This window comes from Providencia sp. PROV129 (assembly GCF_028482245.1).
GTDB classification, from domain to species: Bacteria; Pseudomonadota; Gammaproteobacteria; order Enterobacterales; family Enterobacteriaceae; genus Providencia; species Providencia vermicola.
The window spans coordinates 39,381-53,662 of sequence record NZ_JAMPQD010000008.1 but is presented as its reverse complement, the minus strand read 5'-3'; the positions used below and the strand labels follow the sequence as shown (position 1 = coordinate 53,662).

At 40.0% G+C, this 14,282-nt stretch carries 11 protein-coding genes and 1 tRNA gene; 9 read left to right on the top strand and 3 right to left on the bottom strand.

What is annotated here, in order from left to right:
- Positions 1-86: 86 nt before the first annotated feature.
- A tRNA-Arg gene (locus tag PSF27_RS05255) sits at positions 87-161 on the bottom strand.
- A gap of 276 nt (positions 162-437) precedes the next feature.
- On the opposite strand from PSF27_RS05255, the gene PSF27_RS05250 reads away from it, so the two are divergent.
- The gene (locus PSF27_RS05250; RefSeq protein WP_272681028.1) at positions 438-1,070 is read left to right on the top strand and encodes a LysE family translocator; all 633 of its coding nucleotides are present in this window, start codon (positions 438-440) and stop codon (positions 1,068-1,070) included.
- Between the two features lie 293 nt (positions 1,071-1,363).
- Positions 1,364-2,116, top strand: coding sequence for a phospholipid-binding lipoprotein MlaA (mlaA, locus tag PSF27_RS05245; protein WP_206082411.1), 753 nt, complete (start codon positions 1,364-1,366; stop codon positions 2,114-2,116).
- Between the two features lie 562 nt (positions 2,117-2,678).
- On the opposite strand, the gene fadL is transcribed toward mlaA, so the two are convergent.
- A complete protein-coding gene (fadL, locus tag PSF27_RS05240) occupies positions 2,679-3,974 on the bottom strand; it encodes a long-chain fatty acid transporter FadL (protein WP_272681027.1) in 1,296 nt (431 codons plus the stop codon).
- A 353-nt stretch (positions 3,975-4,327) separates the two neighbouring features.
- Here fadL and PSF27_RS05235 point away from each other — a divergent pair, with 353 nt between their 5' ends.
- The 4 genes from PSF27_RS05235 (at position 4,328) to sixA (ending at position 9,204) form a co-directional block, all read left to right on the top strand.
- Positions 4,328-4,624 (top strand): YfcZ/YiiS family protein, encoded by a 297-nt coding sequence (locus PSF27_RS05235; protein WP_206082409.1) that lies wholly within the window; start codon positions 4,328-4,330, stop codon positions 4,622-4,624.
- Between the two features lie 274 nt (positions 4,625-4,898).
- The gene (fadI, locus tag PSF27_RS05230) at positions 4,899-6,218 is read left to right on the top strand and encodes an acetyl-CoA C-acyltransferase FadI (RefSeq protein WP_272681026.1); all 1,320 of its coding nucleotides are present in this window, start codon (positions 4,899-4,901) and stop codon (positions 6,216-6,218) included.
- Positions 6,218-8,407 carry a fatty acid oxidation complex subunit alpha FadJ gene (gene fadJ, locus PSF27_RS05225; RefSeq protein ID WP_206082407.1) on the top strand — a complete coding sequence of 730 codons (2,190 nt, stop codon included), beginning with the start codon at positions 6,218-6,220 and terminating at the stop codon, positions 8,405-8,407. Before fadI ends, fadJ begins: the two co-directional genes overlap by 1 nt.
- A gap of 314 nt (positions 8,408-8,721) precedes the next feature.
- Complete coding sequence (sixA, locus tag PSF27_RS05220; protein ID WP_272681025.1) at positions 8,722-9,204, top strand: phosphohistidine phosphatase SixA; 483 nt, start codon at positions 8,722-8,724, stop codon at positions 9,202-9,204.
- 21 nt (positions 9,205-9,225) lie between these two features.
- On the opposite strand, the gene smrB is transcribed toward sixA, so the two are convergent.
- Positions 9,226-9,771, bottom strand: coding sequence for an endonuclease SmrB (smrB, locus tag PSF27_RS05215; RefSeq protein WP_272681024.1), 546 nt, complete (start codon positions 9,769-9,771; stop codon positions 9,226-9,228).
- A 219-nt stretch (positions 9,772-9,990) separates the two neighbouring features.
- On the opposite strand from smrB, the gene hutI reads away from it, so the two are divergent.
- From hutI to hutU, 3 genes are all read left to right on the top strand, one after another.
- A complete protein-coding gene (gene hutI, locus PSF27_RS05210; protein WP_206082404.1) occupies positions 9,991-11,229 on the top strand; it encodes an imidazolonepropionase in 1,239 nt (412 codons plus the stop codon).
- 306 nt (positions 11,230-11,535) lie between these two features.
- Positions 11,536-12,267: a histidine utilization repressor gene (gene hutC, locus PSF27_RS05205; RefSeq protein WP_206082403.1), complete on the top strand. Its 732-nt coding sequence runs from the start codon at positions 11,536-11,538 to the stop codon at positions 12,265-12,267.
- 325 nt (positions 12,268-12,592) lie between these two features.
- Positions 12,593-14,272 carry a urocanate hydratase gene (gene hutU, locus PSF27_RS05200; RefSeq protein ID WP_206082402.1) on the top strand — a complete coding sequence of 560 codons (1,680 nt, stop codon included), beginning with the start codon at positions 12,593-12,595 and terminating at the stop codon, positions 14,270-14,272.
- Positions 14,273-14,282 lie beyond the last annotated feature (10 nt).

Genomic DNA, 14,282 nt, shown 5'->3' with positions numbered 1-14,282 from the left:
ACTAGACCTTCTTGGAAGTCAAAATAATTAATTTGTTGTTTTTGTTTGAAAAATTGGAAGTCTTGAGAGGTCTTTAGAAGTCGTACTGGTGTCCCCTGCAGGAATCGAACCTGCAACTAGCCCTTAGGAGGGGCTCGTTATATCCATTTAACTAAGGGGACGTTGAGTTTATTACTAAGCAGGGTTTGCATTTTACTGTCCACATCCAATGGAATCAAGTTGTTACATAGAATTAATTCAATTTATTGAAAATAACGCTTTTTTGTCTGTTTTTTCACCTTAGTTTTATCTAACAATTATTCCAGTTGCTGATTTTATTTTACTGTGTGTATAATCCAAAGGCTCAAGAAATTTAACATAAATTTAACGTGTTATAAAAAGTGTTAAGTGCAAGATAGGCTTAATTATTAGTAATTATTGGGTTTTGGAGTAGAAAAATGCCAGAAATCGCTACGCTATTTGCTTTTGGTCTAATTGCTCTAGGTATGGTATTAACGCCAGGGCCGAATATGATTTATTTAATTTCACGGTCAATCAGCCAAGGGCGACAAGCTGGGTTTGTTTCTCTTGCGGGGGTTGCACTCGGATTTGTTTTTTATATGTTATGTGCTGCGTTTGGTATCACGGCTTTTATCTTTGCTATTCCTTATGCATATGATGTGTTGCGAATTGCAGGGGCAATGTACTTACTCTATTTGGCGTGGCAGGCAGTTAAGCCAAATGGGCGTTCAGCTTTCCAACTTCAAACACTGGATGTCGATAGCCCTAGAAAACTTTTTATGATGGGTTTTTTAACGAATATTGCTAATCCTAAAATTGCGATTATGTATTTATCGTTACTACCACAATTTATTACACCAGATCATGGCAGTGTGTTAGTGCAATCAATGATATTAGGGACAACCCAAATCTTGATTAGCTTAACTGTCAATGGCCTTATTGTGATTGCAGCCGGAGCTATTTCATTATTACTGGCGCGTCGTCCGACGTGGCAGCTAATTCAACGGTGGTTAATGGGGACAGTTTTGGCGGGGTTAGCCATCAAGATACTGGTGGAATCCAAAAAGTAATTATAAGAAAAACAGGTTCTGTGGCTTGTTATTTTATGTCATTTCTGTTTAATCACGATGTTAGCTTTTTCTTTCTATTTCTCATTATATTAAAATAATATTTAAATGGTTTTGTGGTAGTTGGCCATAATTCTTATAATAATGGCATGATTAGCTAGGGAATAATTAAAGATTCATCTGTATAATCACTCAAAACGGTTAACAAAAATATTTTTTTCATCTTATTATTATCAAATTCGTGAATATTTTGGAAAGTGCCATAGCAGAACGGTGCAGGGAATGGAGAGGGTGTTATGAAGTTTCGCATGACTAGCGTTTTTTTAGCGGGCGTGTTAATTGCAGGTTGTGCAAGTAATATTGACCCAGATACGCAAGAACGTTCAGACCCATTAGAGGGTTTTAACCGAGCAATGTTTAATTTCAACTACAATGTTTTAGACCCTTATGTTTTAAGACCCGTTGCTGTTGCTTGGAATGATTATGTTCCTATGCCTGCGCGTAATGGCTTATCCAATTTTTTTGTTAACCTCGAAGAACCCGCAAGTATGCTGAACAGTTTCTTACGTGGGGAAGTGACTCAAGGTTTTAAACACTTTAACCGTTTCTTCCTCAATACTGTCTTTGGTATGGGGGGATTGATTGATGTTGCAACAATGGCAAATCCGCAGTTAGCCAAAGAAGATCCTAAACGTTTTGGTAATACACTCGGTTACTATGATGTCGGTTATGGTCCGTATGTCGTTTTACCAGGGTATGGGAGTGCAACACCACGCGAGGAAGGCGGAGATTTAGCAGATGGTTTATACCCAATGCTGAGCTATCTGACATTCTGGATGTCTGCTGGTAAATGGGCACTTGAAGGAATAGAAACAAGAGCAAGACTACTGGATTCCGATGGGTTACTTAAAAACTCTTCAGACCCATACTTAATGATGCGTGAAGCTTACTTCCAGCGTAATGATTTCTTATCAAATGGCGGCGTATTGAAAGCAACTGAAAACCCAAATGCAGCTGCAATTGAAGGGGATCTGGATTCGATTGATTAATTTAGTGAATTGACTCAGGAAGGTTTATCACTCTCTTGTCTAGATTAAAACGTGAGAGTGATAAATTAACAGCTAGTCATTGTCTCGCTTTCCTCGTTGGGTAACGGTGTCAATCAAGGCTATCACCCCTAACACCCCAATAAATCCGACTGTAAATAATGTTCCCATAAAACCCCCTACGTTTTTGTCATTGTTGCCTCTTTTTGCATTTTCTCGGCTATAAGCCAATCTTAAGATATAGCGCGATTAATACAGTTTGATGAAGGATCACGTATTATTTGTGTCTTACCAGTATAAAATACGCATTTAGTTGGTGCTTGCAAATAAGAACATTCAGAGAATAAATTGTAATCTAATGAATAATAAAGTGATTTATCTGAAAAGCACTGAAAGTAAGAAAGTTGATGGTTAGTGAATCAATTGATGGTTAATTAGAATGCTTAACATTTAATTTACATATGATATAAGTAGGGGTCAAGAAAAAATTAGTATTAAAGTCATGTTTCTTTTAGTGGGTAATATCAAGGGGAAATTCCCCTTGATATTCATTAGGTTCAATAAATTAGAAGGTGTAGTTAAAGTTCACACCATATAACCAAGCAGAGCCTTCAGATTTGAAATGAGTCATTGTGCTTGGGTCGTCTTCTTTTAATCTCTCATTAATATTGACTTTTTTACCATACATATACGCAATACCAACATCAACAGACGCATTTTCATTAAATGCGTAGGTTGTACCTGCACTTAACCAATAACGGTCTTGGTCTGGAATAGAAATAGAACGATATTTGGAAGGCACTGGGCTTTCATCGTAGGCAATACCTGTGCGGAAAGTCCAATTGTCATCATAGAAATAAGTGGTTCCCAGCGCTAAACGCCATGCATCTTTAAAGTGTTCTGGTTTATGGAATAACTCTTTGCCATCACTTTTTTGGTAGGCGGTTAAGTCTTTAAATGTACTCCAGCCAGTATAGGAAGCACTGTAGTGAAGAGCCCATTTAGGTGCCACTTTATGGTAACCGGAAAATTCCCAGATATCAGGTAAATTCAGATCTAACGTGCCTTTAACGGTTTCTCCACCCATTGGATTAAGGGGTTTTAACAGAGGATGTTTTGGAATGTCATTAGTATATTTGCCGTTTTCAAATTTAACTTTAACTTTTGAACGGTAAGTGAAGCTTAAGCGGTTGTCTTGGTTGATTTCATATAAAAGACCCGCATTCCAACCATAGCCCCAATCATCCCCTTTTAATTTAGCGGCGGTTGAGCTTGGTGTCACACCGAAAGGTGCAAGTGGTTTTGCAGCAATCCCCATATGGCGTGTGATTTCGGCGTCTGCATAGACTGCATTAGCGCCCAGACCAAAACTAAAATTGTCATTTAAACGATATGCACCGCTTAAATTTAAGTTAACGGTTTTTAAATCTGTTTTCCCGCCAACAAGCCCACCAGCGTAGTCTTTAGGGAAATCAGTCGCTAAACCGAAGTTGGTGGTCATTGACGTCCCGACCGCCCATTTTTCATTAATTGGGAAAATAAAGTGAGCATTTGGAACTAGTGCATTTGGCGCTATGTTGTTCGAAGTGAACATAGCTTGATCACGTCCTTTAATATCAACAGTCGGATCGATATAAACTGCACCCACAGAAAGAGATGGTCGGTCAAATAGCATCATCGCAGCAGGGTTACGGCTTCCCTCACTTGCGTTGTCGCCCATCGCACCTGCCCCAGAAAACGCACGTCCCAGTGCGGATGTTGAATATTCATTGAGCAAAAAGCCAGCCGCGCCGGCGTTGGATGATACAATTGCCACTGCTATTGCTAAAGCTGACTTAGAAAACAGGTTTTTCTGGCTCATGACCAAAACCCTCTTATGTTTTATTTTAAATAAAGCGACTTCTATCGCAAGAAGCGCAGAATTGTAGGGTCCATTGTCGCCATGACAAATCAGACCAGTTACTAGAGTATAGGTCTGACCACCCAATATGTTGCAAGTCTGTTTTGTGTTTATTGCGACTTCGTTTTCAAAAATGCGATGCATTTAACAAAATAGCAACATAAAGTGACGAAATGGGAGCAATAAATAATCAGATACGGGGTAAGATCAAACTTATGTTTAATTATTAGCAATAAGTTTTGATTCACACTGGTTTTTACCACTTTTTCAGCGTTATGATAGCCACTTAACAGTTTGTTTATTTGGAGAATAAAATGACTGATGCGATTAACCGTTGTAGTGCGGATGAAACAGCAGCTTGCTGCTGTGTAGATGTAGGCACAGTGCTGGACAATAAAGACTGTACTGCGTCGTATCAGCATGTTTTTGCCACACAAGGTGAAGCGGAATCCATGTTGAAGATGCTCACAGAAAAAGCGAAGTCTGTTGAGTCTGAACCCTGTGCGATTAACCATACTTTTAAACAAGTTAATGGTGGTGTTGAACTGAGCGCAGAATTTAGTTTTAGCTGTGAAGCAGAAAGCCTGATTTTTCAGCTAGGCCTTCGTTAATCAAACGTTTGAATCTATTAGGTGAACCCTTCTACTGTGATAGCGCACTTTTATTAGGTGGCTAAGCGTTAGAAGGGTTTTTGATATTAGCTAGACCCATTCCTTTCTGTTTCGCACTATTTTTATGCTAACTTGCGTGCGCGCTCCCATTTTTTAGTCAATGCAATTGATAATTGTGAAAATTATGTTAACAATAATTACAGGTCAGACCTCTTTCGGCCAGTCATGAAAAAATTAACAATAATTTTTTATTTATGCTTTTGCAGGAGCGACCATGAATCAACATTCCCACCATGGTGACAGTACATATTCAACAAAAGAGCGTATTGCTATTGTCAGTGGTTTACGTTTACCGTTTGCAAAGCAATCAACAGCATATCAAGGTGTTGCTGCTGTAGATTTAGGCAAAGCAGTAGTCGCTGAATTATTAGTTCGTAATGATTTAGATAACCAGTTGATTGAGCAACTTGTATTTGGCCAAGTGGTTCAAATGCCTGAAGCACCCAATATTGCACGGGAAATTGTGCTTGGAACGGGGATGAGCGTTTCAACAGATGCTTACAGCGTTTCAAGGGCGTGCGCGACAAGTTTTCAAGCCATTGTGAATGTGGCTCAAAGTATGATGGTTGGGGATATTACTGTTGGTGTTGCAGGAGGGGCAGATTCCTCTTCCGTTTTACCGATTGGTGTTTCGAAAAAATTAGCAGCAACATTACTTGCTTTGAGTAAGGCAAAGTCGGTTGGACAAAAATTATCGCTTATCGCGAAATTACGCTTGAAAGACTTAATGCCAGTCGCACCTGGTGTTGCTGAATACTCAACAGGGCTTCGCATGGGGGATACCGCGGAGCAAATGGCTAAAAGTTACCACATTACGAGAGAACAACAAGATGAGCTAGCACATCGTTCACACGTCCTTGCTGCAAAAGCGTGGGATGGAGGCCTACTAAACGATGAGGTCATGACTGCGTATTTGCCGCCTTTTAAGCACGCTTTTTCGCAGGACAATAATGTACGAGGAAATTCAGTATTGTCCTCTTATGCTAAATTAAAACCCGCATTTGACCGTAAATATGGCAGTGTAACAGCCGCAAATAGTACACCTTTAACCGATGGTGCAGCAGCGGTATTAATGATGACAGAGTCAAGGGCAAAAGCATTGGGTTATACCCCGCTGGGTTATATTCGTAGTTACGCTTTTAGCGCGATTGATGTGTGGGAAGACATGCTATTGGGGCCATCCTATGCAACGCCCATAGCCTTGAAGCGCGCAGGGTTATCTTTACAAGATCTCACTTTAATTGATATGCACGAGGCTTTCGCCGCTCAAACATTGGCAAACATCAAAATGTTTGGTAGTCGCCAATTTGCACAAGATAAATTAGGTTTAACACAAGCCATTGGCGAGATAGACATGGACAAATTTAATGTTCTCGGTGGTTCTATCGCTTACGGGCATCCATTTGCGGCGACAGGCGCCAGAATGGTGACACAAACATTAAATGAACTTCGTCGTCGTGGTGGTGGTTTTGGTTTAACAACAGCTTGTGCTGCAGGCGGGTTAGGTGTAGCTATGATTTTAGAGGTGGAATAATGACACAAAATTCTACTACAGAATTAGTAATGGATAAGCTGCCGCAGGCTTTCTCATTAGAAATTTATGACGAGAACGTAGGGGTGATTTTCATTGATGTGCCAAATGAAAAGGTCAATACGCTTAAAGCTGAATTTGCGCAGCAGTTTCTAACCATCTTACAAAAAGCGCAATCCACCTCGGGTTTAAAAGGGCTAGTTATTACCTCAGGTAAAAAAGATAACTTTATTGCGGGTGCGGATATCAGCATGATTGCGCACTGTGAATCGAAAGCGCAAGCCAGTGAGTTATCAAAGGAAGGGCATTTATTATTCGACAAAATAGATAATTATCCGTTGCCGATTATTGCTGCTATCCATGGCGCATGCTTAGGTGGAGGGTTGGAGTTAGCATTAGCTTGTCATGCGAGGGTTTGCTCAAATGATGATAAAACCCGCTTAGGTTTGCCAGAAGTACAGTTAGGCTTGTTGCCAGGGTCTGGTGGAACTCAACGTTTACCACGTTTGATTGGCATTCCACATGCACTTGATCTAATGCTGACAGGACGTCAGCTAAAGGGCAAACAAGCACTTAAATTAGGGCTTGTGGATGATGTTGTTCCAGAGTCAATTTTATTAGATGTCGCCGTTAAAATGGTGAAAAAAGGTGGCGTAAAACGACCTGCTATTCATTGGCAACAGCGCTTATTGAGTTGTAAATTATTGCGTAATCAAGTGTTTAATAGTGCAAGGCAAAAAGTATTGGGTAAAACCAAAGGGCATTATCCCGCTCCTGAAAAAATTATTCATACAGTAAAAATAGGGATGAACAAAGGAGTACAGGCTGGGTATGCAGAAGAAGCTAAAGCATTTGGCGAGTTAGTTATGACGCCTGAATCAGCGGCTTTACGTAATTTATTTTTTGCAGTCACAGCATTAAAAAATGAAACAGGTGCACAAGCTAAGCCGTTGAATATCAAGCAAGTTGGTGTACTAGGTGGCGGGCTAATGGGCGGCGGGATCGCCTATGTGAGCGCAACTCAAGGAAAGGTACCTGTTCGTATTAAAGATATTTCAGAAAAAGGCATTGCTCAGGCCTTGAAATATAGCTGGGATTTATTAACCCAACGCGTCAGCAAACGTCGGTTATTGGCACGTGAACGCGATGCAACAATGGCTAAAATTTCAGGGACATTGAATTACAAAGGGTTAGAAACCGCAGATCTGGTTATTGAAGCTGTTTTTGAAGATTTGGCGCTAAAAAGAAAAATGGTTTCTGATGTTGAAAAAATGACGAGGAAGGACGTTATTTTTGCGTCGAATACATCTTCGTTACCTATTCACCAGATAGCCGCCAATGCGCAACATCCAGAACGGGTTATTGGTTTACATTATTTTAGTCCTGTCGATAAAATGCCATTGGTTGAAGTTATTCCACATAAACAAACAGATGAGACAACGATTTCTACTGTTGTGGAGTTTGCTAAACGACAAGGTAAAACAGCCATTGTGGTTGGCGATGATGCGGGCTTTTATGTTAACCGAATACTGGCACCTTTTTTATGTGAGGCTGCGCAATGCCTTATTGAAGGAGAATCTATTGACCATATTGACAGTGCATTGGTTGGGTTTGGTTTTCCTGTTGGGCCATTTAATCTACTCGATGAAGTTGGTATCGATGTTGGCATTAAAATTTTACCTATTTTAGTTGAACGGTTTGGGGAAAGATTTAAAGCTCCTGATGTCTTGGATAAAGTTGTTAAAGATGACCGTAAGGGTAAGAAAAACGGTAAAGGTTTTTATGAATACGGGCATTCTTCGGGTAAGTTACTATTTTGGAAAAAAACTAAAAAACGGCAGGTGGATAAAACAGTTTATTCCCTTATTGATATCACGCCAGAAAACAAGTTGAGTAAAACGGATATTGCTCAACGTTGTGTGATGATGATGTTAAATGAAGCGGCCCGTTGCCTTGATGAGAAAATTATTCGTAGCGCAAGGGATGGTGATGTGGGTGCCGTTTTTGGTATCGGTTTCCCACCGTTTTTTGGCGGCCCGTTCAGGTATATGGATAATTTTGGTATCACGAAAACGGTAGAGACGTTAAAAACACTTGCTGCACGTCATGGTGATAAATTCCAACCCTGTGACTTATTATGCAGAATGGCTCAGAATAACCAGACGTTTTATGCTGTTGATGACCAAGAATAGCGAAAGTGGGTTAAACACTATTTTTGTTAGTTAGAGAGGGTTATGCGATAAGCTATAAATGCAATTGAATACCCTGAAAAATAAAGCCTGAGCTGAATATTGGCTATTCAGTATTCAGGCTTTTTTAATCGATTGATTTAATAAGTCTTGGTAAAGAACACTAAAAAATCAACAAAAAGTCACTTAAATCATTTTAATTGTTGATTATTTAATGCAGAATCACTTTTTACCCCAACTGATGGTTACTTTTACAATAATTATCTTAACAAAAAGAATAGCCACTTTAAGTCAGTAGGCTACTCAGATGGTGGATTATGCAAGTTTATATTATGCGTCACGGCGATGCAGCGTTACATGCGGCAAGCGATGCCGAGAGGCCATTAACACAAAAGGGAATAGATGAGTCAATATTAATGGCTAAATGGTTGAAAAACCGAGATATTGAAATTGACACTGTATTAGTAAGCCCTTACCTAAGAGCATTACAAACGGAAAAAATAGTAGGTGAACACCTTAAACTTCCATTGCAAAATGAGGTTTTAGCGCAATTAACGCCAGGTGGAAACGCGGCTTTTGTTGCCGATCATATACGCGATTTAGCGGTGACAGGTGCAAAGGCAATATTGGTTGTATCCCATTTACCTTTAGTTGGCTATTTAGTTTCACAACTCTGCCCACAGAAAGAACCGCCGATGTTTGCAACATCAACGATTGCATGTATTGAATTGGATTTGGCTTTTCAAAAAAGTGATGTTGAATGGATGTTGAGTCCGTCACAGTTACTATTCGCTAAATAAACCATCCAGTAATAAGAGCACTTAACGGCGAGTGCTCTCGTTGGTTTCAATCAAAAGTAGCAACGCTGCATTGCCACCCCATTCTTTAGGTGCTTGATGAAATGCAATAATATCAGGATGTTGTGCAAGCCATAGTGGTGTTTGTTGCTTTAATATATGTTTACCATGTCCATGCATAATGCACGCACAATACACATTTTCGCGTTTGCAAGCAGCTATTAGCGCCCCAATTTCTTGCTTAGCTTCCATTTGAGTCAATCCATGTAAATCAAGAAATAATTCAGGCGTATAGTCCCCACGACGTAATTTCTTTAACTCATAAGGATTGGAATCAGGTTTTAAATAACGAGTTGGGCCTTCATTTTCAAGCTGTGGCTGAAATTCATCAGAAAAGTAGAAAGAAGCATCAACTTGTTCCTGTTTCATTTTTTTGTCAGAAGGTTTTGTGACTTTCACTCGCACAGGCGTATGTAGGACTTGATCCTGATTAATTTTTTTTGCGCCACGAATTGCTTCTTTAAATAGATGAATTTCATCATCTTTAAGTCCAAATTTATTTTTCGTCATTTTACTAATGTGTATATAGTCATTTTCGCTGGCCTTTAGTGTAACCTATTTTAAAGGGGGATGGAGACAAAAGCATTTTTTAGCGTGACGTAACAAAATTGTCACCTTTTGAGCGGCAGAGATTGACAAACTGGTTATAACTAGTCTAATTGTATATACATATCTATACCATTATTTTTCAAACTAATAAATCAACCTACTACGACAATAGGAAAACTGATGCTATTTAAAACGCTGCCACAAGATGTGATCTGGCGTCATGGTCGTATTGCGACAATGGATTCAGATCGAATTGAGCCTTATGGGCTTATCGAAAATCATGATCTTGTCGTTCGTGATAATCAAATTATTGCAATTTTACCGCCAGAGAAAATTGAACAAAACCAATGTCAGATTATTGATGTAAAAGGAAAACTAATTACTCCAGGATTAATTGATTGCCATACCCATTTAGTTTTTGGCGGTGACCGAGCTACTGAGTGGGAGCAGCGTATGAATGGTGTTTCATATGAAACCATCAGTGCACAGGGTGGGGGAATTAACTCAACAGTTCGTGCAACCAGGCAAATGAGCGAAGCTGAGTTATTTGAAAAAGCACAGCCAAGGTTAGATGTATTAATTCGTGAAGGTGTAACGAGCATTGAAATGAAATCGGGTTATGGCCTTGATTATCAAAACGAAGAAAAGCAATTACGAGTCGCAAAAAGATTACTTGCAGAATATCCTATTTCAATTTCTTCAACTTTGCTATCCGCTCATACGGTGCCTCCTGAATTTAAAGGAAAACCAGATGAATATATTGACCTTATTTGTCAAAAAATCATGCCAGAACTATGGAATAAAGGGCTATTTGATGCTGTTGATGTATTTTGTGAAAGTGTGGGCTTTTCTCTTAAGCAAAGTGAAAAATTGTTTGCGGCTGCCCAACAATTAGGGATCCCCGTTAAAGGCCATGTTGAGCAATTATCTAATCTTGGTGGTAGTGAGTTAGTGGCACGCTATCATGGTTTATCGGTTGACCATATTGAATACTTAGATTTGGCTGGAATTAAAGCGCTTAAAGAAAGTGGGACAGTGGCTGTGTTGTTACCTGGTGCATTTTATTTCTTACGGGAAACGAAGTTACCACCGATTGACTTATTACGTGAACATCAAGTACCAATGGCAATATCAACGGATTTTAATCCAGGAACAAGTCCATTTGCATCATTACGTTTGATCATGAACATGGCGGCGGTATTATTTAAATTAACCCCAGAGGAAATATGGGCTGGAGTGACGCGCCATGCGGCAAAAGCTTTAGGTAAAGAGCACACTCATGGCCAGTTAAAAGTTGGGTTTACCGCAGATTTTATCGTTTGGAATGCCAAAGACCCTGTAGAGATGATTTATGAGCAGGGCAGTAATCCGATGCATATGCGTGTCTATCAAGGGCAAATTACACACCATAACCAATAATATTGATAACCGTTAGCATAAAAAAAGACATTTAAATTGGCGTGATAATCGCCATAATTAATTAATAAAGTTCTTATTGCCGTATATAGTGTAAGTGGTCACTATATATGGCAGTATTTTGTTTTCTGTTTTTTATTAAGCATCATTGTTTAATTACACAATTAACGCGTTTTAAATATGATGGATTTTATTCGCGACTGTCATGATGACGATATCCGATAGCACTAAGGCCGCGTTGCGTAACGTAATGACGATTAAAACAGCATACGCATATTCAAGATTTTAATGACTAATTTGGAATGAACAGTGACAGCCGAACAAAAAAATAAACAAGGAACGCCAGTTCCACTCTATTTGCAAGTTAAGCAATCCATTATTGAAAAAATACACACTGCAAAGTGGCGTGCGAATGATCGCATCCCCTCTGAATCTGAACTTGTTTCTCAATTTCAATGTAGCCGAATGACGGCTAACCGTGCTTTAAGAGAATTAACAGCGGAAGGGTTACTTGTTCGTTTACAGGGGGTCGGAACATTTGTTGCTGAACCGAAAGGGCAGTCTGCATTATTTGAAATTCACAGTATTGAAGCGGAAATTATTGCAAGAAACCATAAATACAGCTGTCGGATTATTAAATTAGAAGAAATACAGGCGTCAACATCACTAGCAAGTGAACTGAATATTCCTCCAGAAACCCCAGTATTCCATTCGATTATTATACATATGGAAAATGATGTTCCAGTTCAAATTGAAGACCGTTATGTCAATGCGTTGGCTGCACCGGACTACCTTAAGCAGAATTTTTTAGCCGTCACGCCTCATGATTACTTATCTCAAGTAGCACCTCTGACTCAAGGTGAGCATATTGTTGAAGCGGTTGAGGCAGATGAGCGCTCAGCGAAGTTGTTACAAATCAATGCGGGGGCATCTTGTTTGCTAATTACTCGTCGCACGTGGTCACAAGCATTTATTGTTACCAGTACTAAATTATTGTTTCCTGGAAATCGTTATAAACTTAAAGGTAGCTTTTCTTCCTAACGCCATTATTTATAAACGGAATCTTGCTTAAGGTGATTTTCCGTTTTGCCATTCTCTAAATATCATTCCCCTTTTTGTTTTCGACTAACTTAGTGTAAACGCATTGTGAAATAAATGTGATCTCACAGGCAAATTTAGAAGAAAAAAACAGCGGTTATAAAAAAAGCAGAATACCTATCTCAATGTTTTATCAAACGAAAAAACCTTTTTATATCAAATTTTTTTAATTTTTATGTTAAAAAATGGATTGATCATACATGTCTATACAACTATATCTATATAAACATAAATGGTATCCAATGATTCGATAAAAGAGGGTATATAAGTGACTGCACTAAATAATAAATACAGAAATATCGAAATTAGAGCACCGCATGGGAATACATTAACGGCAAAAAGTTGGCTGACGGAAGCACCATTGCGTATGTTAATGAATAACCTTGATCCAGATGTTGCTGAAAATCCTCATGAACTGGTGGTGTATGGCGGAATTGGTCGTGCTGCACGTAATTGGCAATGCTATGACCAAATCATTGAATCACTAAAACAACTTGAAAACGATGAAACACTGCTTGTGCAATCAGGTAAACCCGTTGGTGTATTTAAAACTCATTCGAATGCACCACGGGTATTAATTGCTAATTCAAACTTAGTCCCACACTGGGCAAATTGGGAGCATTTCAATGAGCTCGACGCTAAGGGGTTAGCGATGTACGGGCAAATGACTGCGGGAAGTTGGATTTACATCGGTAGCCAAGGGATCGTGCAAGGCACATATGAAACGTTTGTAGAAGCTGCCCGCCAGCATTTTAAGGGGGATTTAACGGGACGCTGGGTATTAACCGCAGGGCTAGGTGGTATGGGGGGAGCTCAGCCATTAGCTGCCACATTAGCAGGAGCTTGTTCACTCAATATTGAATGCCAACAAAGCCGCATCGATTTTCGCTTAAGAACTCACTATGTTGACGAGCAAGCTATTGATCTTGATGACGCGCTTGCCCGTATCAAAAAATATACCGCCCAAGGTAAAGCTATTTCCATTGCACTGTGTGCAAATGCTGCGGAAGTCCTGCCTGAACTGGTTAAACGCGGTGTGAAACCAGATATGGTGACCGACCAAACCAGTGCCCATGACCCATTAAATGGTTATTTACCCGTTGGAATGACATGGGATGAATACCGCGAGCAAAGCGTAAAAGACCCGCAAGGTACCGCGCTTGCCGCGAAAAAATCTATGGCTGAACATGTTAAAGCAATGTTAGCGTTTAAACAGCAAGGTATTCCAACGTTTGATTATGGCAATAATATTCGCCAAATGGCACTGGAAATGGGCGTCGAAAATGCATTTGATTTCCCTGGTTTTGTTCCCGCTTATATTCGCCCGTTATTTTGTCGTGGAATTGGCCCATTCCGCTGGGTTGCTTTGTCGGGAGATCCTGAAGACATTTATAAAACAGATGCCAAAGTTAAAGAATTACTGCCAGATGACAAGCACTTACACCGCTGGTTAGATATGGCTCGTGAGCGTATTAGCTTCCAAGGGTTACCTGCGCGTATCTGTTGGGTTGGGTTGGGGGATAGAGCAAAACTCGGCTTAGCATTTAATGAGATGGTCAGAAGTGGCGAGGTTTCAGCGCCAATCGTGATTGGTCGTGACCATTTAGATTCAGGCTCAGTTGCTAGCCCTAATCGTGAAACTGAAGCCATGAAAGATGGCTCTGATGCGGTATCAGATTGGCCACTACTCAATGCGTTATTGAACACTGCAAGTGGTGCGACGTGGGTATCACTGCACCACGGTGGCGGTGTGGGGATGGGCTTTTCACAACATTCAGGTGTGGTCATTGTGTGTGATGGCACTGATGAAGCCGCTGAGCGGATTGCTAGAGTGCTTCACAATGACCCTGCTACAGGTGTTATGCGTCATGCTGATGCAGGATATGACATTGCAATTGATTGCGCGAAAGAAAAAAACCTTAATTTACCTATGATTAAAGCTCGCTAAGGAGTGCCAT

What these genes read in the sequence shown, in the direction of transcription:
- PSF27_RS05250 (WP_272681028.1), top strand. Translation starts at nt 438, where the DNA reads ATGCCAGAAATCGCTACGCTATTTGCTTTTGGTCTAATTGCTCTAGGT.
- mlaA (WP_206082411.1), top strand. Translation starts at nt 1,364, where the DNA reads ATGAAGTTTCGCATGACTAGCGTTTTTTTAGCGGGCGTGTTAATTGCA.
- fadL (WP_272681027.1), bottom strand. Translation starts at nt 3,974, where the DNA reads ATGAGCCAGAAAAACCTGTTTTCTAAGTCAGCTTTAGCAATAGCAGTG.
- PSF27_RS05235 (WP_206082409.1), top strand. Translation starts at nt 4,328, where the DNA reads ATGACTGATGCGATTAACCGTTGTAGTGCGGATGAAACAGCAGCTTGC.
- fadI (WP_272681026.1), top strand. Translation starts at nt 4,899, where the DNA reads ATGAATCAACATTCCCACCATGGTGACAGTACATATTCAACAAAAGAG.
- fadJ (WP_206082407.1), top strand. Translation starts at nt 6,218, where the DNA reads ATGACACAAAATTCTACTACAGAATTAGTAATGGATAAGCTGCCGCAG.
- sixA (WP_272681025.1), top strand. Translation starts at nt 8,722, where the DNA reads ATGCAAGTTTATATTATGCGTCACGGCGATGCAGCGTTACATGCGGCA.
- smrB (WP_272681024.1), bottom strand. Translation starts at nt 9,771, where the DNA reads ATGACGAAAAATAAATTTGGACTTAAAGATGATGAAATTCATCTATTT.
- hutI (WP_206082404.1), top strand. Translation starts at nt 9,991, where the DNA reads ATGCTATTTAAAACGCTGCCACAAGATGTGATCTGGCGTCATGGTCGT.